16 protein-coding genes and 2 tRNA genes are annotated in these 20,674 nt (G+C 67.6%); 11 read left to right on the forward strand and 7 right to left on the reverse strand.

Annotated features, from left to right (window positions below; genetic code table 11):
* Nucleotides 1-82: 82 nt before the first annotated feature.
* Nucleotides 83-1,543, reverse strand: coding sequence for a PLP-dependent aminotransferase family protein (locus U5798_RS18870; protein ID WP_124452912.1), 1,461 nt, complete (start codon nucleotides 1,541-1,543; stop codon nucleotides 83-85).
* Between the two features lie 229 nt (nucleotides 1,544-1,772).
* Here U5798_RS18870 and U5798_RS18875 point away from each other — a divergent pair, with 229 nt between their 5' ends.
* From U5798_RS18875 to U5798_RS18905, 7 genes are all read left to right on the forward strand, one after another.
* Nucleotides 1,773-2,465, forward strand: coding sequence for a VOC family protein (locus U5798_RS18875; RefSeq protein WP_322082847.1), 693 nt, complete (start codon nucleotides 1,773-1,775; stop codon nucleotides 2,463-2,465).
* 55 nt (nucleotides 2,466-2,520) lie between these two features.
* Nucleotides 2,521-3,429, forward strand: a complete 909-nt coding sequence (locus U5798_RS18880; protein ID WP_124452908.1) for a DMT family transporter — start codon at nucleotides 2,521-2,523, stop codon at nucleotides 3,427-3,429.
* 151 nt (nucleotides 3,430-3,580) lie between these two features.
* Nucleotides 3,581-4,762, forward strand: a complete 1,182-nt coding sequence (locus tag U5798_RS18885) for a PLP-dependent aminotransferase family protein (RefSeq protein ID WP_124452906.1) — start codon at nucleotides 3,581-3,583, stop codon at nucleotides 4,760-4,762.
* Nucleotides 4,763-4,804: 42 nt separating this feature from the next.
* Complete coding sequence (locus U5798_RS18890; RefSeq protein ID WP_322082848.1) at nucleotides 4,805-5,263, forward strand: RidA family protein; 459 nt, start codon at nucleotides 4,805-4,807, stop codon at nucleotides 5,261-5,263.
* A 13-nt stretch (nucleotides 5,264-5,276) separates the two neighbouring features.
* Nucleotides 5,277-6,161, forward strand: a complete 885-nt coding sequence (locus U5798_RS18895) for a PhzF family phenazine biosynthesis protein (protein WP_322082849.1) — start codon at nucleotides 5,277-5,279, stop codon at nucleotides 6,159-6,161.
* 217 nt (nucleotides 6,162-6,378) lie between these two features.
* Nucleotides 6,379-8,718, forward strand: a complete 2,340-nt coding sequence (locus U5798_RS18900; protein WP_124452901.1) for an EAL domain-containing protein — start codon at nucleotides 6,379-6,381, stop codon at nucleotides 8,716-8,718.
* A gap of 203 nt (nucleotides 8,719-8,921) precedes the next feature.
* Nucleotides 8,922-10,130 (forward strand): chromate transporter, encoded by a 1,209-nt coding sequence (locus tag U5798_RS18905; protein WP_322082850.1) that lies wholly within the window; start codon nucleotides 8,922-8,924, stop codon nucleotides 10,128-10,130.
* Between the two features lie 52 nt (nucleotides 10,131-10,182).
* On the opposite strand, the gene U5798_RS18910 is transcribed toward U5798_RS18905, so the two are convergent.
* Complete coding sequence (locus U5798_RS18910) at nucleotides 10,183-10,629, reverse strand: multidrug/biocide efflux PACE transporter (RefSeq protein WP_124452897.1); 447 nt, start codon at nucleotides 10,627-10,629, stop codon at nucleotides 10,183-10,185.
* A 112-nt stretch (nucleotides 10,630-10,741) separates the two neighbouring features.
* On the opposite strand from U5798_RS18910, the gene U5798_RS18915 reads away from it, so the two are divergent.
* On the forward strand, nucleotides 10,742-11,626 hold the full coding sequence (locus U5798_RS18915) for a LysR family transcriptional regulator (RefSeq protein WP_124452895.1): 885 nt from the start codon (nucleotides 10,742-10,744) through the stop codon (nucleotides 11,624-11,626).
* Between the two features lie 45 nt (nucleotides 11,627-11,671).
* Here the strand turns inward: U5798_RS18915 and U5798_RS18920 are convergent, their stop codons facing one another.
* The 5 genes from U5798_RS18920 to U5798_RS18940 all read right to left on the reverse strand — a co-directional run bounded on the left by U5798_RS18920 (nucleotide 11,672) and on the right by U5798_RS18940 (nucleotide 19,580).
* Complete coding sequence (locus tag U5798_RS18920; RefSeq protein WP_322082851.1) at nucleotides 11,672-12,130, reverse strand: CopD family protein; 459 nt, start codon at nucleotides 12,128-12,130, stop codon at nucleotides 11,672-11,674.
* Between the two features lie 235 nt (nucleotides 12,131-12,365).
* The gene (parC, locus tag U5798_RS18925; RefSeq protein ID WP_124452892.1) at nucleotides 12,366-14,687 is read right to left on the reverse strand and encodes a DNA topoisomerase IV subunit A; all 2,322 of its coding nucleotides are present in this window, start codon (nucleotides 14,685-14,687) and stop codon (nucleotides 12,366-12,368) included.
* A 69-nt stretch (nucleotides 14,688-14,756) separates the two neighbouring features.
* Nucleotides 14,757-16,739, reverse strand: a complete 1,983-nt coding sequence (locus U5798_RS18930) for a DNA topoisomerase IV subunit B (RefSeq protein WP_322082852.1) — start codon at nucleotides 16,737-16,739, stop codon at nucleotides 14,757-14,759.
* Nucleotides 16,740-16,959: 220 nt separating this feature from the next.
* Entirely contained in the window at nucleotides 16,960-18,945 is a 1,986-nt protein-coding gene (locus tag U5798_RS18935) for an ATP-binding cassette domain-containing protein (RefSeq protein ID WP_409364426.1), read from the reverse strand.
* 230 nt (nucleotides 18,946-19,175) lie between these two features.
* Nucleotides 19,176-19,580 (reverse strand): DUF4399 domain-containing protein, encoded by a 405-nt coding sequence (locus tag U5798_RS18940; protein WP_124452886.1) that lies wholly within the window; start codon nucleotides 19,578-19,580, stop codon nucleotides 19,176-19,178.
* Between the two features lie 198 nt (nucleotides 19,581-19,778).
* Between U5798_RS18940 and U5798_RS18945 the strand changes: the two genes are divergently transcribed.
* From U5798_RS18945 to U5798_RS18960, 3 genes are all read left to right on the forward strand, one after another.
* Complete coding sequence (locus U5798_RS18945) at nucleotides 19,779-19,961, forward strand: rubredoxin (RefSeq protein WP_034190709.1); 183 nt, start codon at nucleotides 19,779-19,781, stop codon at nucleotides 19,959-19,961.
* 146 nt (nucleotides 19,962-20,107) lie between these two features.
* Nucleotides 20,108-20,182, forward strand: a tRNA-Arg gene (locus U5798_RS18950).
* Between the two features lie 285 nt (nucleotides 20,183-20,467).
* A tRNA-Met gene (locus U5798_RS18960) sits at nucleotides 20,468-20,544 on the forward strand.
* Nucleotides 20,545-20,674 lie beyond the last annotated feature (130 nt).

A 20,674-nucleotide genomic window follows, 5' to 3' on the forward strand; every position in this document is an offset into this window, starting at 1 on the left:
GGACAACCGCCTGGCGCAAGCGGTTTGCGCGCGTATCTGGGGATGCCACGCGCAGTTTCAAGAGCCGGCCTGCCGCGCCGTGTCACGACGCGCGCCGCACGGCCGAGTCGATATAGCCCGCCAGCAGCCCCGGCAGCGCCGGATCGCCGCAGTTCGCGACATTGAAGCGCATCCACGTCGACGGCGATTGCTGCGGCGAGAACAGGCTGCCCGGCGTCAGCAGGAAGCCGGCCTCGTGCGCGACGGCCGCGAGCGCGTCCGAATCGACGCCCGTGTCGGCCCACAGGAACATCCCGGCCGCCGGCATCGTGAACAGCCCGAGCCCCGTGCGCTCGAGCATCCGCGCGGTCTTGTCGCGCACGCCGTCGAGCCGCGCGCGCAGCCGCTCGACGTGGCGCCGGTAATGCCCTTCGGTCAGGATCTTGTACAGCACGCGCTCGTTGAGCTCGGGCGTCGTCATCCCGACCAGCATCTTCTGGTCGGTGACGGCCTTCGCGATCTCCGGCGCGCAGGCCACGTAGCCGACCCGCAGGTTCGCCGCCAGCGTCTTCGAATAGCTGCCGAGGTAGATCACGCGCTTCAGCTGGTCGAGGCTCGCGAGGCGCGTGGCCGGATAGCTCGGCGGGCACAAGTCGCCGTACACGTCGTCCTCGACGACGAGGAAGTCGTACGCTTCCGCGAGCTTGAGGATCCGGAACGCCTGCGCGGCCGACAGCGACGTGCCGGTCGGGTTCTGCAGCACCGAGTTGATCACGAGCATCTTCGGCCGCCACATCTGCACCAGCGTTTCGAGTGCGTCGAGATCGGGGCCGTCAGGCGTATACGGCATCCCGACGAGCTGCGCGCCCTGCGCCGCGAAGCGGCCGAACATCTGGAACCAGGCGGGATCGCCGACGATCACCGCGTCGCCAGGGCGCATGTAGATCCGCGAAATCAGGTCGATCGCCTGCGTGATCCCCGAGACGAGCACGATCTGTTCGGGCTTCGCGCCGATCTCGACTTCGGCGAGGCGCGTCTGCAGTTGCTGGCGCAGCGGCAGGAAGCCCTGCGCGGTGCCGAAGCCGAGCATCTGCGCGCCCGACTGGCGCCCGAGCGCGCGCAGCGCGCCGGTGATCAGCTCGCCGTCGAGCCAGCGGCCCGGCAGGTAGCCGAGGCCGGGGCCTTTTTCCGGGCTGACGGTGTGCAGCATGTTGCGCAGCAGCCAGACGACGTCGATCGTGTTGTGCACCGGCGCGGCCTCGGCCACGCGCGCGACGCTGTCGGCCGGCTGCGGGCCGGCGGCCGTGCGCTCGCGCACGTAGAAACCCGAGCCGCGCCGCGAATCGAGGTAACCCTGCGCGACGAGGCGCTCGTACGCCTCGACGACGGTGAAGCGCGACACGCTCTTGTCGAGCGCGAGCTTGCGGATCGACGGCATCCGCATGCCGGGACGGAACACGCGTTCGTCGATACGCCGCCGCGCCCACTGGACCAGCTGGTCGACGAGCGTGAGCGTGGCCGTATCGTGCGGCACGGGAATCTGGGCGAGTGGGACGGTGGACATGGGCGGCAGCTCCAACTGTACCGAAGGCTATCGCGCCGATTGTACCGTTACTGTGCCGGTAGCGACGATTACAGTTGACCGGAATGGCGATCGTGCGGCCGCCGTTCCGGCCCCGCCGCACCGGGGCCGCGCCCTCCGGCCCGCCTCGCGGCCGGTGCGCCGGCCGGGCCGGCAGCCGCCCTGCACCTCGCTCGCCTACCATGACACTTTCGCTTCCCGACCGACGTTCATGCCAGCCCGCTCCCTGACACTCGACCATCTCGTGATCGCCGCGCGCACGCTCGACGAAGGCGTTCGCCATGTTGCCGACGCACTCGGCATCGAACCGGCCGGCGGCGGCCGCCACCCGCTGATGCGGACCCACAATGCGCTGTTCGGTGCGTGGGGCGGGCTCTACCTCGAAGTGATCGCGATCGATCCCGACGCACCGGCGCCCGACGCAGGCGCCACGCCGCCGCGCGCGCGGCTGTTCGGCCTCGACGATCCGGCGATGCACGCGCGGCTCGCGCAGGGGCCGTTTCTCGCGCACTGGGTGGCGCGCGTCGACCGCCCGCGCCAGCTTGCCCTGTGGCAGAGCCAGTACCCGGCCCGCATCGCGCCCGTGGTCGCGATGAGCCGCGGCGACCTGCGCTGGGGCCTCACGGTGCCCGACGACGGCAGCTTCCCCGCGTGGCAGGGCGCGGGCGACGGGATCGCGCCGTCGCTGATCCAGTGGGACAGCGCGCGCCACCCGGCCGAATCGCTGCCGGGCGACGGCGTCGCGCTGAAGGCGCTCAAGGGCGCCCACCCGCACGCGGACACGATCCGCGAGCAGCTCGACTGGCTCGGCGCCGCCCACCTGCTCGACCTCGCATCCACCGACGGGCCGCCCGCGCTCGTCGCCGAATTCGATACGCCGCACGGCGCACGCACGCTGCGCTGACCGCCCCGCCGCTTTCCCGATTACATCGACCCTGCAATACGGAGACACCTGCAACATGAATTCGCGCGAAACCCGGGGCATGCTGCTCGGCCTGATCGGCGTGATGATCTTCAGCCTGACGCTGCCGATGACGCGAATCGTCGTGTCCGAACTCAACCCGCTGCTCAACGGGCTCGGCCGTGCGCTCGCCGCCGCCGTGCCGGCCGGCCTGCTGCTGTGGTGGCGCCGCGAAGCGCTGCCGACCCGCGCGCAGCTGAAAAGCCTCGCGATCACGTCGGCCGGCGTGATCATCGCGTATCCGGTGTTTTCCGCGTGGGCGATGAAATCGGTACCGGCGTCGCACGGCGCGGTCGTCAACGGGCTGCAGCCGCTGTTCGTCGCGCTGTACGCGGCGTGGCTGTCGCACGAGCGGCCGTCGAAGGCGTTCTGGGCCAGCGCGATAGCGGGCAGCGCGCTCGTGATCGCGTTCGCGCTGCGCGACGGCGGCGGCACCGTGCAGGCCGGCGACGCGCTGATGCTCGTCGCGGTCGGCATCGGCGCGCTCGGCTATGCGGAAGGCGCACGCCTTGCACGCCAGATCGGCGGCTGGCAGGTGATCTGCTGGGCGCTCGTCGTGTCGGCGCCGTTCCTCGTGCTGCCGGTCGGCTGGCTCGCGTGGATGCAGCATGCCGCGCATCCGGGCCCGCTCGCGCTGCGCACGTGGCTCGCGTTCGGCTACGTGACCCTCTTTTCGCAATTCATCGGCTTTTTCGCGTGGTATGCGGGGCTCGCGATGGGAGGCATCGCGCGGGTCGGCCAGGTGCAATTGCTGCAGATTTTCTTCACGATTGCGTTTTCCGCGCTGCTGTTCGGCGAAACGGTCACGGCGTCGACGTGGCTGTTCGCGGCCGCGGTGATCGCCACCGTGGTGCTCGGGCGCCGCTCGGCGGTCGCCACGGCCCCGCGCCCCGCTCGCGCCGGTTGATGAGGTGCGCCATAATGGACGTTTTGCCTGATCGGTTTGCCCACCCGGCCGCGAAGGCTCGATCGCGCTCGCGCCTGCCCACCCGGCAGCGCCGAAGCGATTCGCCCGAACGACCTTTCTTGACTGACCACGATATCCGAACGAGGAGACTATGAATCCGAGCGACCTGCATCCGCCGCACTGGCAGCTTTCCGAACGCGCCCGCAAGCTGACGAGTTCTGCGATCCGCGAGATCCTGAAGGTCACGGAACGCCCCGAGGTCATCTCGTTCGCCGGCGGCCTGCCCGCCCCCGCGACGTTCCCGGCCGAGCGCATGCGCGCCGCCGCCGACCGCGTGCTGCGCGACGCACCGGCCGCCGCACTCCAGTACAGCGCGACCGAAGGCTACCTGCCGCTGCGCGAATGGATCGCCGAGCGCTACAGCGTGCGCGTGTCGCAGGTGCTGATCACGACCGGCTCGCAGCAGGCGCTCGACCTGCTCGGCAAGGCGCTCGTCGATCCGGGCAGCCCGATCCTCGTCGAAACGCCGACCTACCTCGGCGCGCTGCAGTCGTTCTCGCTGTACGAGCCACGCTACGTGCAGGTGCCGACCGACGAACAGGGCCTGCTGCCGGAAGGCCTGACGCCCGAACTCACGCGAGGCGCGCGCCTGCTGTACGCGCAGCCGAACTTCCAGAACCCCACCGGTCGCCGCCTGCCCGTCGAGCGCCGCCGCGCGCTCGCCGCGTTCGCGCAGTCGAGCCCGTTCCCGGTGCTGGAAGACGATCCGTACGGCGCGCTGAACTATCGCGGCGAACCGCTGCCGACGATGCTGTCGATGGCGCCCGACCACGTCGTGCACCTCGGCACGTTCTCGAAGGTGCTCGCGCCGGGCCTGCGGATCGGCTACATCATTGCGCCCGAAGAACTCCACTTCAAGCTCGTGCAGGCCAAGCAGGCCACCGACCTGCACACGCCGACGCTCACGCAGCGCATCGCGCACGAAGTGATCAAGGACGGCTTCCTCGACGAGCACATCCCGACGATCCGCGAGCTGTACAGCGCGCAGTGCGACGCGATGCTCGGCGCGCTCGAGCGTCACATGCCGGAAGGCGTCACGTGGAACCGCCCGGAAGGCGGGATGTTCATCTGGGTGAACCTGCCCGCGCAGATCGACAGCATGAAGCTGCTCGCCGCGGCCGTCGACAACCACGTCGCCTTCGTGCCGGGCGCGCCGTTCTTCGCGGACGACGCGCAGCAGAACACGCTGCGCCTGTCGTTCGTGACGGTGCCGCCCGAGAAGATCGAGGAAGGCGTGGCGCGCCTCGGCACGCTGCTGCGCGAACGCCTCTGATCCCCTTTTTCCTGTCACGACTTTCTACGAGGAATCGAACGCATGGCTAACGTCTACGACAAACTGAAGTCGCTCGGCATCGAGCTCCCGACCGCCGGCGCACCGGCCGCCGCCTACGTGATGAGCGCGCAAAGCGGCAACACGGTGTACCTGTCGGGCCACATCGCGAAGAAGGACGGCAAGGTCTGGGCCGGCAAGCTCGGCGCGGATCTGCAGACGGAAGACGGCAAGGCGGCCGCGCGCTCGATCGCGATCGACCTGCTCGCGACGCTGCACGCGCACACCGGCGACCTGAACAAGGTCACGCGCATCGTGAAGGTGATGAGCCTCGTCAACTCGACGCTCGACTTCACCGAACAGCACGTCGTGACGAACGGCGCGTCGGAACTGATCGCCGAAGTGTTCGGCGACGCAGGCAAGCACGCGCGCTCGGCCTTCGGCGTCGCGCAGATCCCGCTCGGCGCATGCGTCGAGATCGAGCTGATCGCCGAAGTTGCGTAACGGGCACGGCGCGATGCCCGGCCGTCTCGTCCGCTTCAAGCAGGTCGACGTGTTCACGTCGGTGCCGTTCAAGGGCAATCCGCTTGCCGTGGTGTTCGACGCCGATTCGCTCGGCGACGACGCCATGCGCGAGATCGCCCGCTGGACGAACCTGTCGGAAACGACGTTTCTCTGCGCGCCGACGGATCCGGAAGCCGACTATCGCGTCCGGATCTTCACGACGGGCGGCGAACTGCCGTTCGCCGGCCACCCGACGCTCGGCACCGCGCACGCGTTCCTGGAAAGTGGCGCGCGGCCGCGCACGCCGGGCCGGCTGATCCAGCAGTGCGGGGTCGGCCGGGTCGCGCTGCGCGAGCAGGCGGGCGGCTGGGCCTTCGCCGCGCCGCCGGCGCGCGTCACGCCGCTCGACCGTTCGGACTACGCGGTGCTGGCCGCCGCGCTGCGCAGCGACGCGCTCGACCTCGATGCCGAGCCGTGCGCGGTCGACAACGGCGCGCCGTGGCTGGTCGTGCGGCTGAAGTCGGCCGACGCGTGCATCGGCCTGTCGCCCGATCCGGCCGCGCTGGAGGCGCTGACGCGCCGCTACGGCGTGGACGGCCTCGCCGTCTACGCACCGCATGCCGCAGGCGGCCCCGCGACGTTCGAGATCCGCTGCCTGATGACGGGCGGGCAGTTCGGCACCCCCGGCGAGGATCCCGTCACCGGCAGCGCGAACGCCGCGCTGGCCGGGCTGCTGACGCGGCAGGAACGCCGCCCCGGCCCGTCGTATACAGCCCGCCAGGGCACGGCGATCGGCCGCGAAGGCCGCATCTCCGTCAGCTATGACGAAGACGGGTCGACCTGGATCGGCGGCGACGTCGTGACGGTCGTCGACGGTACCTTCAGGTCACCTGCCTGACATTCTGCGACGTGCGACGGCGCCGGCTCGTCCGGCGCCCCCGCGATTCGCCCAGCTATCGCAAAAACGTTCCAGCCAGTAATATCGGGCCTAATCCGTTGTTTCGGACGTCTGCCCATGGTTGCGCATCCCGCGAACGAACAGACGCCGGGATAACCCCAACCCAAGCCAGCCATCCAGACGGATGGCGCACGCGAGCAGGACGCCACCCGCTTCGATGAGCTCCGCCCGGTCCAACCACACGCCGCCGACCCGGCCGCTGCGCGCGCCGCGCAAATCGCGCCGGCGTGCGCTTTTTGCGATCCCGTTGCTCGGGATGCTGGCGCTCGCGCTGCTGTGGGCCGTGATCATCGCGCGGCTGTCCGTGGAAAAGGACAGCGCCTACAAGGAAGCGGCCGCCTCCGCTGCCATCCTCTCTTCAGCGCTCGAGCAGCATACGGTCAAGGCGATCCACCAGGTCGACCAGATTACCCGCTTCGTCAAGTTCGAGTTCGAGAAGTCGCCCGGGCGCTTCAATCTCGCGAGCGCCGTCGAGAAAGGCGTCGTGCCGAGCGACACGCTGATCCAGGTGTCGCTGGTCAACGCGAAGGGCATCCTGTTCGCGAACACGGCCGATCTGCATCCGCAGCCGATCAACCTGTCGGACCGCGAGCACTTCAAGGTCCACCTCGCGCACAACGACGACCGCCTGTTCATCAGCAAGCCCGTGCTCGGCCGCGTGTCGAGCCACTGGACGCTGCAGATGACGCGGCGCCTGAACAATCCGGACGGCAGTTTCGCCGGCATCGTCGTCGTGTCGGAAGACCCGAGCTACTTCACGAACGACTTCTACAACAACGCGGCGATCGGCAAGGAAGGCGTGATCGCGGTGGTGTCCGACACGGGCACGGTGCTCGCGCGGCGCACGGGTTCGCTGAACAACGCGCCGGGCGCGTTTTCGGCATCGGGCGTCTACCCGATCGCCGAGCGCGTGACGGGCACGATCATCGACCCGATCGACGGCGTGACGCGCATCGTGTCGTACCGCCACCTCGACGGCTACCCGCTCGCGGTGATGGTCGGGCTGTCGCAGACGGAAGAGTTCGCGGACTACACCCACACGCGCAACGTCTACCTGCTGATGACGAGCTTCATCACGCTCGCGATGCTCGCGTTCTTCGGCGTCGCGACGGGCCTGATCGGCAAGCTGCTCGGCCGCGAGCGCGAGATGACGCAGCTCGCCGAATACGACCTGCTCACCGGCCTCGCGAACCGCTATGCGACGCTGCGCGGGCTGCGCAACGACGTGTCGATGCCGGCGAGCCTGTCGCGGCTCGGCCTGCTGTTCATCGACCTCGACAACTTCAAGACCGTCAACGACACGCTCGGCCACAATGCCGGCGACATCGTGCTGCAGATGACCGCGTCGCGCCTGGCCGATGCGGTCGGCGACGAAGGCTCGCTCGCGCGCATCGGCGGCGACGAATTCGTCGTCGTGATGAAGGGCGACGACGTCGAGCGGCGCGCGGTGCGGCTCGCGGAAGCGATCATCCGGATGTTCGGTGAGCCGTTCGACGTGCGCGGCAGCTCGTTCGTGCTGCATGCGAGCATCGGCATCGCGCTGCACACCGTCGCGAACGAAAGCGAGATCGACCTGCTGAAGAAGGCCGACCTCGCGATGTACAGCGCGAAGGACGCCGGCAAGAACTGCTACCAGTTCTATGCGCCACACCTGTCGCACCGTGCCGATCACCTGATGCGCTGGGAACAGCAATTGCGCGTCGCGCTTGCCGAGGGGCAGCTGTTCCTCGCGTACCAGCCGAAGATCGACCTCACGCACCGCACCATCACCGGCTTCGAGGCGCTCGCGCGCTGGGATCACCCCGAGCACGGGATCATCTCCGCGAACGAATTCATTTCGATCGCCGAATCGACGGGCCTGATCGTGCCGATCGGCGACTTCGTGATCCGCACCGCCTGCGAGCAGATCGCACGCTGGCGCGACGAGGGCCACGACACGCTGACGCTCGCGGTCAACATCTCGCCCGTGCAGTTCTGGCGCGGCGACCTGATCGAGACGATCTCGCGCACGCTGCTGGAAACCGGCATCGACGCGAACCGGCTTGAACTCGAGATCACCGAAACCGCGATGATGGAATATCCGGAGCTCGTGTCCGAGAAGATCGTCGCGCTGAAGAAGCTCGGCATCCGCATCGCGCTCGACGATTTCGGTACCGGCTATTCGTCGCTGTCGTACCTGCACCGCTTCTCGGTCGACACGCTGAAGGTTGACCGCTCGTTCGTGCAGGCGATCCCGAACGATCGCAGCGTGTGCGTGATGGTGTCGTCGATCGTGCATCTCGCCCGCTCGCTCGGCCTGACCGTCGTCGTCGAAGGCACGGAAACCGAAGAGCAGATCACGTGGCTGTCCGCGCTCGGCGAGATCGAGGCACAGGGCTTCCTGTTCTCGCGCCCGGTGCCGGCCGATGCCATTCCCGCGCTGATCGCCCGCTTCGGCGTGCGCGGCGACCATCCGAACGTCATCACGCATCGCGCGACGGGCAGCACGGGTGCCTGAGCACGTCGCGGTTGCAGCCGCGGCGCGCGTTGCGCGCTGCCGCAATTGTTTCGACTTTCGATCCGATCGTTTAGTTAATTAACTAGCGTTTTCGCGCATGGCAGTGTCACGGTGCACGGCGGACAATCGGGAGGGCCAACGTATCGGCGGGCCGCCGGTCCGGCCACACGCGCGAGATCCGGCCCTGCGCCAATAGCACAACCATGACAACCGTCGAAATCGAAGCGACTGCCCGTGTCGAAGAGGCACAGGCATCCCTATGGACCTTGTTCAAGGTCGTCGCCGGCATTTCCGCGATCTCGTGGGGCGGGCTTTCGATGATGGCGCAGCTCGAACGCCACTACGTCGAACGGCTGCAGCGCATCGAGCCGCAGGTATTCGGCGATCTCGTCGCGCTCGCCTGGCTCGTGCCGGGCCCGGTCGGCTGCAACGTGGCGGTGCAGGTCGGCCAGACGCTGCACGGCCGTGCCGGCGCATGGGTCGCCGGCGTCGCGAGCGTGCTGCCGTTCTCGATCCTGATGACGCTGTTCGCGATCTTTTACCAGACGCCGCTCGTGCGCTCGCTGGCCGCGCCGATGCTGATCAATCACTTCGGGATGGTGCTCGCCGCGCTGATCGGCGTCACGTGGGTCAAGCAGCTGCGCTCGCTCGCGCGCACGCGGCTCGAGCAGGTGATCGCCGCGCTGTCGACGATTCTGCTCGCTTTCGCGCATAGTCCCGCCGCTTTCGTCGGCATTCTCTTCGCTGCGTTTGCAGCGGGCTGGCTGACGGGGCCGACCCAGCGCGATGCCGTCGATTTCACGCTGTCGAAGCGCGACCGCAACCTGCTCGTGCTGCTCGGCGTGCTCGTCGTGCTGTTCGCGATGCCGCTGCCAGGCGATTACCAGGAGCAGCTGCTGTGGCCGCGCCTCGCGGGCGCGGGCATGACGCTGTTCGGCGGCGGTTTTTCCGCGCTGCCGGTGCTCAAGACGCTGTTCGTCTCGCCGGCGACGGGCATCTCCGATCACGACTTCACGCTGGCGTTCGCGCTGTCGCCGGTGGCGCCGGGGCCGCTGCTGAACGTCGTGCCGTTTCTCGGCTACCTGACCGACGGCTGGGTCGGCGCGCTGCTCGCGACGGCCGCGCTGTTCATTCCGTCGGGATGCCTCGTCGTGTTTGCGCAGAATCACCTGTCCCGGCTCAAGCGCCATGCACGCTTCGAGCACGGGATGCGCCTGCTGCGCGCGGCGACGACGGGCTTTCTCGTCGTCGCCGTCGTGAAGATCCTGCACCGTGAGCCGGCCGACCCCGTTTACTGGCTGACGGGCGCCTTCGCGACGCTGTGCTTCGCGCGCTTCAAGGTGCCCGTCTATGCCGTCTACGGCGCAGTCGCCGTGACGTGCGGCGTGTGGCTGTGGGCCGCCGCGCGCTGACGGGCGGCGGCCGTCACCCTGCTCCGCCGGCCTGCGCCGGCGTCGATGCGCCTCAACCGGCCTGCACCGCGACCCGGCGTGCCATCCAGCGGGCCCGCAGCGCGTCGTACGCGAGGTTGAAGCAGAACGTATAAGGCAGGAAGAACAGCACGATGCCGAGGTCGAGCAGCAGTGCCTCGACGAGGCTCACGTTCAGCCACCACGCGGCAACCGGCACCACCATCGCGACGAGACCGAGCTCGAACGTGATCGCGTGCGCGATCCGCATGCCGAGCGTGCGCGTCAGTCCCGCGCGCCGCTCGAAGCGGTCGAACAGCGTGTTGAACGTCATGTTCCACGCCATCGCGATCAGCGACACCATCACCGTCAGCACGCCGACGTGCGACACCGGCATGTCCAGCAGCCACGCGCCGATCGGCGCGCACAGCGCGATGGCGACCAGCTCGAACGTCAGCGCGTGCAGCAGCCGTTCCGTCACCGTTTTATTCGTCCGTTTCATGATGCCCTCCCATTCGTTGCGTCATTCATGCGGGCCATTTTGATCGGCGATATCGGCATAATCCAGTTTGATATCATCGGTTTTACCGATATGACGAAGCCCGGAGCGCCGCATGCACCATGCCCCCGAAGCCCTGCTCGCGTTCGCCGAAGCCGCGCTGCTCGGCTCGTTCACGGCCGCCGCGCGCAAGCTTGGCAAGCGCCAGTCGACCATCTCGGAAGCCATCGCGAACCTCGAAATCGATCTCGGCGTGCAGCTGTTCGACCGCTCGACACGCGCACCGACACTGACGGACGCCGGGCGCGCGCTGCTGCCGCAGGTGCAGCGCGCGCTCGAAGCCAGCGCGGCGATCGACCGCACGGCCGCGCGGCTCGCGCACGGCGAGGAAGCGCGGCTGACACTCGTCGTGTCCGACACGTACCAGTCGAAACGCTATGAGGAAACGCTGATGGCGCTCGAACGGCGCTTTCCGGCGCTCGAGCTCGAATGCCAGATCGCCGAGCACGAGGACGTGCTCGACCTGATCCAGCAGGGCCGCGCGCAGCTCGGGCTGATGGCTGCGCGCGCGGCCTACCCGGCCGATATCGGCGCGGCGACGGTGGCGGAAGAATCGGAGATCGGGCTGTTCGTCGGGCGCACGCACGCGCTCGCCGAATACGGCGACGCCGAGGTGCCGCACGCGGCGCTGCGCGACGTGCGCGAACTGCGCCTCAATACCTATGTGAAAACGGAAGCCAGCGGCACCGACGACCGGATCGTCGTCGGCACCCGGCACTGGCTGGCGCCAAGCTACCTGATGCTGCTGGAAATGGCCGTGCTGGGGTTCGGCTGGGCGGAACTGCCGCGCTGGATGGTCGAGCACTTCGCGCGCGATCGCCTGTGCGAGCTACGCTCGCGCGGCTGGCCGCGTCGCGTGCGAGTCGATGCGGTCTGGTCGCGCAACCGGCCGCTCGGCCCGGCCGGCGCATGGCTGCTCGATGCGATGCTGGCCGCGTAGCGGCGCGCACCGCCGGGCGTGTGGCTGACGGCCGCTGGCCGCCGGTCAGAAACCGCGCGACAGCACGGCCGCGCCGATCGTGACGACGCCGAGCACGAGATTCACGACGACGAGCAGGCGCACCGCATTCACCGCGCGCGCGCCGTCCGGCCAGTTCTGCGCCTGCACCGCGCGACGGATGCGCGGAAACACCGCGAAGCGGATATGGCCGAAGATCAGCATCATCACGACGCCGAGGCCGGCCATCGCGTGCAGCGACCACGTCGCGTGCGCACCGCCGAATGCCACGAGCAGGAAGCCGCCGGACAGCAGGATCACGATCACCGAGCCCGCCACCCAGTTGAAGAAACGGCCGAACACGCCTTCGATCAGCGGCAGCCGGAGTTGCGGCGACAGGTCCGACAGCGCCGGACGCAGGCAGAAGTGCGCGAAGACCATCCCGCCCACCCACACGGCAACGGCCAGCAGGTGAAGAAACAGCGCGACGGCAACGGCATGGGACATGGCGACAATCCTGTGATGAGTGGGAGCGGCGAACGGCCGCGTCGAGCGCGGCATCAAGCGACGTTCGACCGGCCGGTTGCCCCTCGGTTCAGACCCTCGGCGCGATTTCACAATATTTTGCAAGTTCAGCGTGACAGCGCCACGCCTGCTTACCCGAACCGCCGCCTTCAAGCAAAAGGCCGCACACCGCCGAAGCGGACGTGCGGCCTTCGATCGCGGCCGAACCGGCCCTGCGTCAGCCGAGCAGCGGACGCAGTTCGTTGACGACCTTGAGCTTCGTCTCCGGCGCGCGGCCCTTGCGGGCGCGCTTGCCGATGTGCGGCGCGAGCCCCGCGTACGACAGCGTCTCGTCCTGCGCCTTGCCGCCGCGGCCCGTGCCGATCAGCACGACGCCGGCCGGATCGATCGCGAGCGCCTGCACGAGCGTTTCCTTGTCGTCGAGCGCCATCAGGATCACGCCGCGGCCACCGCCGGACAGCGTCTTCATCTCGTCCATCCCGAACACGAGCAGACGGCCGCCGCTCGACAGGCACGCGACCTGCGTCGCGTTCGGCAGCACCGGCATCGGCGCGAGCGGCACCGCGCCCGCATCGATGGTCATGAACGCCTTGCCGGCCTTCACGCGGCTCACCATGTCGCCGACCTTCGCGAGGAAGCCGAAGCCGTTGCTCGACGCGAGCAGCAGTTGCTGGTCGGCCGGCGCCGCGTAGTAGTGCATCAGGTGCGAGCCCGATTCGAGCTCGATCAGCGATGTGACGGGCACGCCGTCACCGCGCCCGCCCGGCAGCACCGACACGTCGACCGAGTACACGCGGCCGCTGCTGCCCCACGCGATCAGCCGGTCCGGCGTGCGGCACTGGAACGCCGCGTACAGGCTGTCGCCGGCCTTGAACGTGAACGCGGCCGGGTCGAGCCCGTGGCCCTTCAGCGCACGCACCCAGCCCTTCTGCGACACGACGACCGTCACCGGCTCGTCGACCACCTTCGCCTCGAACGTCGCGCGCTTTTCCTGCTGGATCAGCGTGCGGCGATCGTCGCCGTACTGCTTCGCGTCGGCCTCGATCTCCTTGATCATCAGCCGCTTCATCGCGCTTTCGTTCGCGAGCAGTTCCTCGAGCTTCGCCTTCTCGTCGCGCAGCGCTTCGAGTTCCTTCTCGATCTTGATCTTCTCGAGCCGCGCGAGCTGGCGCAGCCGGATCTCGAGGATGTCTTCCGCCTGACGCTCGCTGAGGCCGAATGCGCTCATCAGCGCGGACTTCGGCTCGTCCGACTCGCGGATGATGCGGATCACCTCGTCGATGTTCAGGAAGACGATCATCCGCCCTTCGAGGATGTGGATGCGGTCGTCGACCTTCGCGAGACGATGGCGGCAACGGCGCGTCATCGTCAGCTGGCGGAACTTCACCCACTCGTCGAGGATCGTCAGCAGGCCCTTCTGGCCCGGCCGGCCGTCGGCGCCGATCATCACGAGGTTCAGCGTCGCGTTCGACTCGAGGCTCGTGTACGCGAGCAGCGTGTTCACGAATTCCGTCTGGTCGATCGTGCGCGACTTCGGCTCGAACACGAGCCGCACCGCCGCTTCCTTGCCCGACTCGTCGCGCACTGCGTCGAGCAGGTCGAGCATCGCCTTCTTCGTGTTGAGCTGTTCGGGCGTCAGCGTCTTCTTGCCGAGCTTGAGCTTCGGGTTGGTCAGCTCCTCGATTTCCTCGAGCACCTTCTGGCCCGACGTGCTCGGCGGCAGCTCGGTGACGACGAGCTGCCACTGGCCGCGCGCGAGATCCTCGATCTTCCATTTCGCGCGCACCTTCAGGCTGCCGCGGCCCGTTTCATAGGCCGCCGAGATTTCGGTGTCGCTCGAGATGATCTGGCCGCCGCCCGGGAAATCCGGGCCGGGAATCAGGTTCATCAGCTCCGCGTGCGTGAGCTTCGGATTGCGGATCAATGCGACCGCCGCGGCCGCGACTTCGCGCAGGTTGTGCGACGGGATTTCGGTCGCAAGGCCGACCGCGATGCCCGACGCACCGTTCAGCAGCACGAACGGCATGCGGCTCGGCAGCGTCTTCGGCTCCTCGAACGAGCCGTCGTAGTTCGGCATGAAGTCGACCGTGCCCTGGTCGATCTCGTCGAGCAGCAGCTTCGAGATCGGCGTCAGGCGCGCTTCCGTGTAACGCATCGCCGCCGCGCCGTCGCCGTCGCGCGAGCCGAAGTTGCCCTGCCCGTCGATCAGCGGGTAGCGCAGCGAGAAATCCTGCGCGAGACGCACGAGCGCGTCGTACGCCGACTGGTCGCCGTGCGGGTGATATTTACCGAGCACGTCGCCGACCACGCGCGCCGACTTCACCGGCTTCGCGTCGGGCCCAAGGCCCATTTCGTTCATCGCGAACAGGATCCGGCGCTGCACCGGCTTCTGGCCGTCGCACACGTCGGGCAGCGCGCGGCTCTTCACGACGCTGACCGCGTAGCTGAGATACGCCTGCTCCGCGTAGTTGCCGAGCGTCAGCGCGTCGCTCTCGGGCGCGTCGGGGCTGGCAAAGAGATCGGAAGTGTTGTCGTCCATCTGAATTCCGTATTCGTAAGTGGCGTGGGGCCGGGCCGGGCGTCATGCCCGACCGCGCGGATGCGTGGCTTAGATGTCCGCTTCGACGTCGTTGCCCTTTTCCTCGAGCCAGCCGCGCCGCGCGGCTGCCTCGCCCTTGCCCATCAGCATCGTCATGCGCGCGACGGTCGCCTCGTAGTCGAGCTCGCCGAGCTTCACGGGCATCAGGCGGCGCGTATCGGGGTTCATCGTCGTGTCCCACAGCTGCTCGGCGCTCATTTCGCCGAGGCCCTTGAAGCGGCTGATGCTCCACTGGGTCTCGCGCACGCCGTCTTTGCGCAGCTTGTCGAGCGTCGCTTCGAGTTCGCCGTCGTCGAGCACATAGAGCTTCTGCGCGGGCTTCTTGCCGCGCGCGGGCGCATCGACACGGAACAGCGGCGGACGAGCAATGTACACATGGCCGCGCTCGATCAGTTGCGGGAAATGCTTGAAGAACAGCGTGAGCAACAGCACCTGGATGTGCGAGCCGTCGACGTCCGCGTCCGACAGGATGCAGATCTTGCCGTAGCGCAGGTTCGACAGGTCGACGGTGTCGTCGGGGCTGTGCGGATCGACGCCGATCGCCACCGAGATGTCGTGCACCTCGTTGTTCGCGAACAGGCGGTCGCGCTCGGTTTCCCACGTATTCAGCACCTTGCCGCGCAGCGGCAGGATCGCCTGGTATTCCTTGTCGCGGCCTGCCTTCGCGGAGCCGCCTGCCGACTCGCCCTCGACGAGGAATACCTCGTTGCGCTCGATATCCTGGGTCTCGCAGTCGGTCAGCTTGCCCGGCAGCACCGCGACGCCCGAGCTCTTGCGCTTCTCGACCTTCTGGCCGGCGCGCGTGCGCGCCTGCGCCTGCTTGATCACGAGTTCGGCGAGCTTCTTGCCGTGCTCGACGTGCTGGTTCAGCCACAGTTCGAGCGCCGGACGCGAGAACGACGACACGAGCTTCACCGCGTCGCGGCTGTTCAGGCGTTCCTTGATCTGCCCCTGGAACTGCGGATCGAGCACCTTCGCGGACAGCACGAACGACACGCGCGCGAATACGTCTTCCGCGAGCAGTTTCACGCCCTTCGGCTGCAGGTTGTGCAGTTCGACGAAGCTTTTCACGGCCTGGTACAGGCCGTCGCGCAGGCCCGATTCGTGCGTGCCGCCGGCCGGCGTCGGGATCAGGTTCACGTACGACTCGCGCACGAGCGAACCTTCCTCGCTCCACGCGACGACCCACGACGCGCCCTCGCCTTCGGCGAACGTATCGTCGCCCGAACGCGAATCGGCGAACCGCTCGCCTTCGAACAGCGGGATCAGCAGCTCGCTGCCGTTCATTTCGTCGAGCAGGTAGCCGCGCAGGCCGTCTTCATATTTCCACGTCTGGCGCTCGCCGGTCTTCTCGTTGACGAGCACGACCTCGACGCCCGGCAGCAGCACGGCCTTCGAGCGCAGCAGGCGCTGCAGCTCGCCGAGCGGCAGGTTCGGCGAATCGAAGTACTTCGGATTCGGCCACACCTGCACGCGCGTGCCGGATTTCTTCTCGCCGCGGCCCGCGCCCTGCGTCGCGAGCGGCTTGACGACGTCGCCTTCGGCAAAGCCAAGCTCGGCGATCTTGCCGTCGCGCCACACCGTCACGTCGAGGCGCGTCGCGAGCGCGTTCGTCACCGACACGCCGACGCCGTGCAGGCCGCCCGAGAACGTATAGGCGCCGCCGGCGGCCTTGTCGAACTTGCCGCCTGCGTGCAGGCGCGTGAACACGATCTCGACGACCGGCACGCCTTCTTCGGGGTGCATGCCGAACGGGATGCCGCGGCCGTCGTCCTCGACCGAGACCGACTGGTCGGCGTGCAGCGTGACCGTGATCTGCTTGCCGTAGCCGCCGAGCGCCTCGTCGGACGCGTTGTCGATGACTTCCTGGATGATGTGCAGCGGATTCTCGGTACGGGTGTACATGCCGGGCCGCTGCTTGACCGGCTCGAGACCCTTGAGCACCTTGATCGATGCTTCGCTATAGGCCGCGCTGGGTTTCTTCGTTGACATAGGCGCTGAATTTCGTCATTCATCGGGACGTTGTCCACACCTCGTGTGGATAACGTCGTGGACAAAACGTTGAGTTCCGTAAAAAAGCGAATCGAAACAACGGTGTGCTTGGACTGCTCCGAAAGCGGGCGCGCGGCGTGCGCTGCGCGGCCCTGAACGCGCGGTATTTTACTGGTTCCGCGTGGCACGCCAATCACGAGATCGGCGTGCGCCGCACGCGTCACGCCGGCTTGCGCTTCGCCTCGAGCGTTTCCCACCGTTCGAGCGCGGTGAGCAGCTCGTCGTCGATCGCCGCGAAGCGCTCGGTCAGGCGCGTGCCTTCCGCCGGATCCTTCGCAAAAATCGAACCGTCCTCGAGCCGCGCATTGATCGTCTTCTGCTCCTCTTCGAGCGCGGCGATCTTCTCCGGCAGCGAATCGAGCTCGCGCTGCTCGTTGAACGACAGCTTCACCGTGCGCTGCGCGTTGCGGCCCGGGGCGCTCTTCGCCGCGTCTTCCTTCAGCGGCGCCGCTTCCTTGACCGCGCGCTTCGCGGCTTCCTGCTGCGCGAGCTGCTCCGAACGCTCGCTCTGGATCTGCCAGTCGCTGAAGCCGCCGACGTATTCGCGCCACTTGCCGTCGCCCTCGGCCGCGATCACCGACGTCACGACGTTGTCGAGGAACGCACGATCGTGGCTGACGAGCAGCACCGTGCCGTCGTAGTCGGCCAGCAGCTCTTCGAGCAGCTCGAGCGTCGGGATGTCGAGGTCGTTGGTCGGTTCGTCGAGCACCAGCACGTTGGCCGGACGCGCGAACAGGCGCGCGAGCAGCAGCCGGTTACGCTCGCCGCCCGACAGCGACTTCACCGGCGAGCGCGCGCGTTCCGGCGCGAACAGGAAATCGCCGAGATAGCTCATCACATGCTTGCGCACGCCGCCGATCTCGACCCATTCGCTGCCGGGGCTGATCGTATCCGCGAGACTCTTGTCCTGGTCGAGCTGCGCGCGCATCTGGTCGAAATACGCGACCTGCAGGTTCGTGCCGGTGCGCACCGTGCCTTCGTCGGGCTTCAGCTCGCCGAGGATCAGCTTGAGCAGCGTGGTCTTGCCCGCGCCGTTCGGACCGACGAAGCCGATCTTGTCGCCGCGCATGACCGTCGTCGAGAAACGGTCGACGACCGTGCGGCCGCCGTAGCGCTTCGTCACGTCGGTCAGCTCCGCGACGATCTTGCCGGACTTCTCGCCCTGCGCGACGTCGAGCTTCACGTTGCCCTGCGAATTGCGGCGCTCCGCGCGCTCGTTGCGCATCTGCACGAGCCGCGCGATGCGGCCGACGCTGCGCGTGCGGCGCGCCTCGACGCCCTTGCGGATCCACACTTCTTCCTGCGCGAGCAGCTTGTCGAACTTGTCGTTTTCCACGCGCTCGACTTCGAGCTGCTGCGCCTTGCGCGTCTGGTAGGCGGAGAAATTGCCCGGATACGACAGCAGCCGGCCGCGATCGAGTTCGACGATGCGCGTCGCGACGCGGTCGAGGAACGCGCGATCGTGGGTGATGAACAGCAGCCCCGCGCGCTGCGAGACGAGCAGTTCTTCCAGCCAGCGGATGCCGTCGAAGTCGAGGTGGTTGGTCGGTTCGTCGAGCAGCAGCACGTCGGGCTGCAGCACCAGCGCGCGTGCCAGCGCGACACGCTTCTGCATCCCGCCCGACAGCGCGTCGACGCTCGCGTCGCCGTCTACCAGGCCGATCTGCGCGAGCGTCATCGACACGCGCGTGCGCCAGTTCCACGCGTCGTGCGCGTCGAGCGACGATTGCAGCGCATTCATCCGCGCGAGCAGCGCGTCGTGCTCGGCGCCTTCCGGTATATCCGCGAGGCGGTGCGCGATCGAATCGAATTCTTCGAGCAGTTCGCGCGTATGCGCGAGCCCCGACGCGACCGCGTCGAAGATCGTCGCGCCCGGTTCGAACTCGGGCTCCTGCGGCACGTAGACGGTCACGAGTTCCTGCTGGCGCGTGATCAGGCCGTCGTCGGGCTTCGCGAGGCCGGCGACGATCTTCAGCAGCGACGACTTGCCCGCGCCGTTGCGGCCGATCAGGCCGACGCGCTCGCCGGCTTCCAGCGAGAAATCCGCGTGATCGAGCAACGCGACGTGACCGAACGCGAGCTGCGCGCCGGTAATGGAATAGAGCGACATGGGGAGACGGCGAAGAGAGGAATCGGAAGCGCCCATTGTACCGGTCGCGGACGCCGGCACCGGCTTGGCCGGATGGACGAGCGCCACAATCGGCGCGCGACACGCGCAGGCGCGGTGCGATGAACGGCTGGCGGCCGGTTTCCGGCTGGGTACCGGCCGTGCAGGTTGCATGCCTGCACGAATGGACAAAGGCCGGCCCGATACGCCGCGGCCGGCCGATCGGCCATTCCGCGCGCGGCGCACCGGGCGCCCGCGCGGATGTGCAATTACTTCACGTTGACGGTGATCGTCGAGCTCATTTCGGGACCGTAGGAACGGTGTGCGCCGTCGCCGAGCTGTAGCGTCAGCGTGTGCTGGCCGGGCGCCAGCTTCACGTCGGTTTCGGTCTGGCCCTTGCCGAAATGCAGCGAATGGTCGCTCGCCGGGATCACGTCGCCCTTCGGCACTGGCTTGCCGTCGATCAGCAGGTGATGGTGGCCGGTATCCGGCGTCATGTCGCCGGCCGGTTTGAGCGCCATGCCTTCCAGACCGAACTTCACGTGCACGGGGCTCGACACCGTCGCGCCGTCCTGCGGCTCGACGAAGAACACGCGCGCTTCGGCACGCGCGAGCGTCGACACGGCCAGCGCCGCGACACACACTGCACCCGCGATCCACTTTTTGTTGAACATCCTTTCCTCCTACAGATTGACAGGCCCACGAAGCATACACTGCATGCCCACCCCATGCGACGACGCCGGTTGTTCGCGATGCGTACGTTTAAAACGACGTTGCGGAGGTGTTCGGCGAAATTCCGGTACCATTGCGCCTTTCGTCCGCCGGCGAGGCTGCGGACGGCATCACCGAATTTTCATTTTGCCGAGCGCTACATGAGCGAAGTAACCGAATACCAGAGCTGGGTCTGCCTGATTTGCGGGTGGGTGTACAACGAAGCGGAAGGATTGCCCGACGAAGGCATCGCGGCCGGCACGCGTTTCGCCGACATCCCCGCCGACTGGCGCTGCCCGCTGTGCGACGTGGGCAAGGAAGATTTCGTCGTCGTCGATTTCTGATTTTCCGTTTCGATCGCGGCTGATTACGCGATACGCGCGTCGGTGCGCATTCCGCCCCGCCGACGCGCCGCGCCTTTGCTATACTCTGCGCGCTGTCCACACTGCCGTCCGGTTCGCGTTTCGCGCGCGATTGCCCGGACATGGCTCTCCCCGTAGTTCAATGGATAGAACAAGCGCCTCCTAAGCGCTAGATACAGGTTCGATTCCTGTCGGGGGGACCAGCGACACTCCATCCCGGCCTTATACCGCAAGCCTCATCGGTGAGTTTGGCGTAAATTTGGCGTAGCGCCGAATCACTTCGCCGCCGCGTACATTTCGTCCGCCCGGTAAACTGCAGCATCGCGCGCGCCGCCTCGAGGTTCGACGTCATCGGCCATTTCTCCAGTCGTCTGCCAGCAGGATCACGACCGGCCGTTTCTCGTCACCCGGCCGGTGCATGTATATCTGCCGACGGCCATGTCGCCAGTCGTTTGACGCACTGCAACAGTATGGAGTACACTTCGCGCCGCGGGGTGGAGCAGTCTGGCAGCTCGTCGGGCTCATAACCCGAAGGTCATAGGTTCAAATCCTATCCCCGCAACCAACATCGAAGCCCGCTTTGCGACAGCAAGCGGGCTTTTTATTTGTCGTCGCTTCCGTGCGGGAAACCGACTGCGTCGCGACAACGCGGACTCCCTGCGGAACATCGCGCAGAAGCTACTGCAGTCAGCGGA

This window comes from Burkholderia sp. BCC1972, from assembly GCF_905339605.1.
Taxonomy (GTDB): domain Bacteria; phylum Pseudomonadota; class Gammaproteobacteria; order Burkholderiales; family Burkholderiaceae; genus Burkholderia.

Bases quoted from the DNA above. Each gene is read 5' to 3' on its own strand.
- U5798_RS18870 (WP_124452912.1), bottom strand. From the start codon at position 1,543: ATGTCCACCGTCCCACTCGCCCAGATTCCCGTGCCGCACGATACGGCC.
- U5798_RS18875 (WP_322082847.1), top strand. From the start codon at position 1,773: ATGCCAGCCCGCTCCCTGACACTCGACCATCTCGTGATCGCCGCGCGC.
- U5798_RS18880 (WP_124452908.1), top strand. From the start codon at position 2,521: ATGAATTCGCGCGAAACCCGGGGCATGCTGCTCGGCCTGATCGGCGTG.
- U5798_RS18885 (WP_124452906.1), top strand. From the start codon at position 3,581: ATGAATCCGAGCGACCTGCATCCGCCGCACTGGCAGCTTTCCGAACGC.
- U5798_RS18890 (WP_322082848.1), top strand. From the start codon at position 4,805: ATGGCTAACGTCTACGACAAACTGAAGTCGCTCGGCATCGAGCTCCCG.
- U5798_RS18895 (WP_322082849.1), top strand. From the start codon at position 5,277: ATGCCCGGCCGTCTCGTCCGCTTCAAGCAGGTCGACGTGTTCACGTCG.
- U5798_RS18900 (WP_124452901.1), top strand. From the start codon at position 6,379: ATGAGCTCCGCCCGGTCCAACCACACGCCGCCGACCCGGCCGCTGCGC.
- U5798_RS18905 (WP_322082850.1), top strand. From the start codon at position 8,922: ATGACAACCGTCGAAATCGAAGCGACTGCCCGTGTCGAAGAGGCACAG.
- U5798_RS18910 (WP_124452897.1), bottom strand. From the start codon at position 10,629: ATGAAACGGACGAATAAAACGGTGACGGAACGGCTGCTGCACGCGCTG.
- U5798_RS18915 (WP_124452895.1), top strand. From the start codon at position 10,742: ATGCACCATGCCCCCGAAGCCCTGCTCGCGTTCGCCGAAGCCGCGCTG.
- U5798_RS18920 (WP_322082851.1), bottom strand. From the start codon at position 12,130: ATGTCCCATGCCGTTGCCGTCGCGCTGTTTCTTCACCTGCTGGCCGTT.
- parC (WP_124452892.1), bottom strand. From the start codon at position 14,687: ATGGACGACAACACTTCCGATCTCTTTGCCAGCCCCGACGCGCCCGAG.
- U5798_RS18930 (WP_322082852.1), bottom strand. From the start codon at position 16,739: ATGTCAACGAAGAAACCCAGCGCGGCCTATAGCGAAGCATCGATCAAG.
- U5798_RS18935 (WP_409364426.1), bottom strand. From the start codon at position 18,945: ATGGGCGCTTCCGATTCCTCTCTTCGCCGTCTCCCCATGTCGCTCTAT.
- U5798_RS18940 (WP_124452886.1), bottom strand. From the start codon at position 19,580: ATGTTCAACAAAAAGTGGATCGCGGGTGCAGTGTGTGTCGCGGCGCTG.
- U5798_RS18945 (WP_034190709.1), top strand. From the start codon at position 19,779: ATGAGCGAAGTAACCGAATACCAGAGCTGGGTCTGCCTGATTTGCGGG.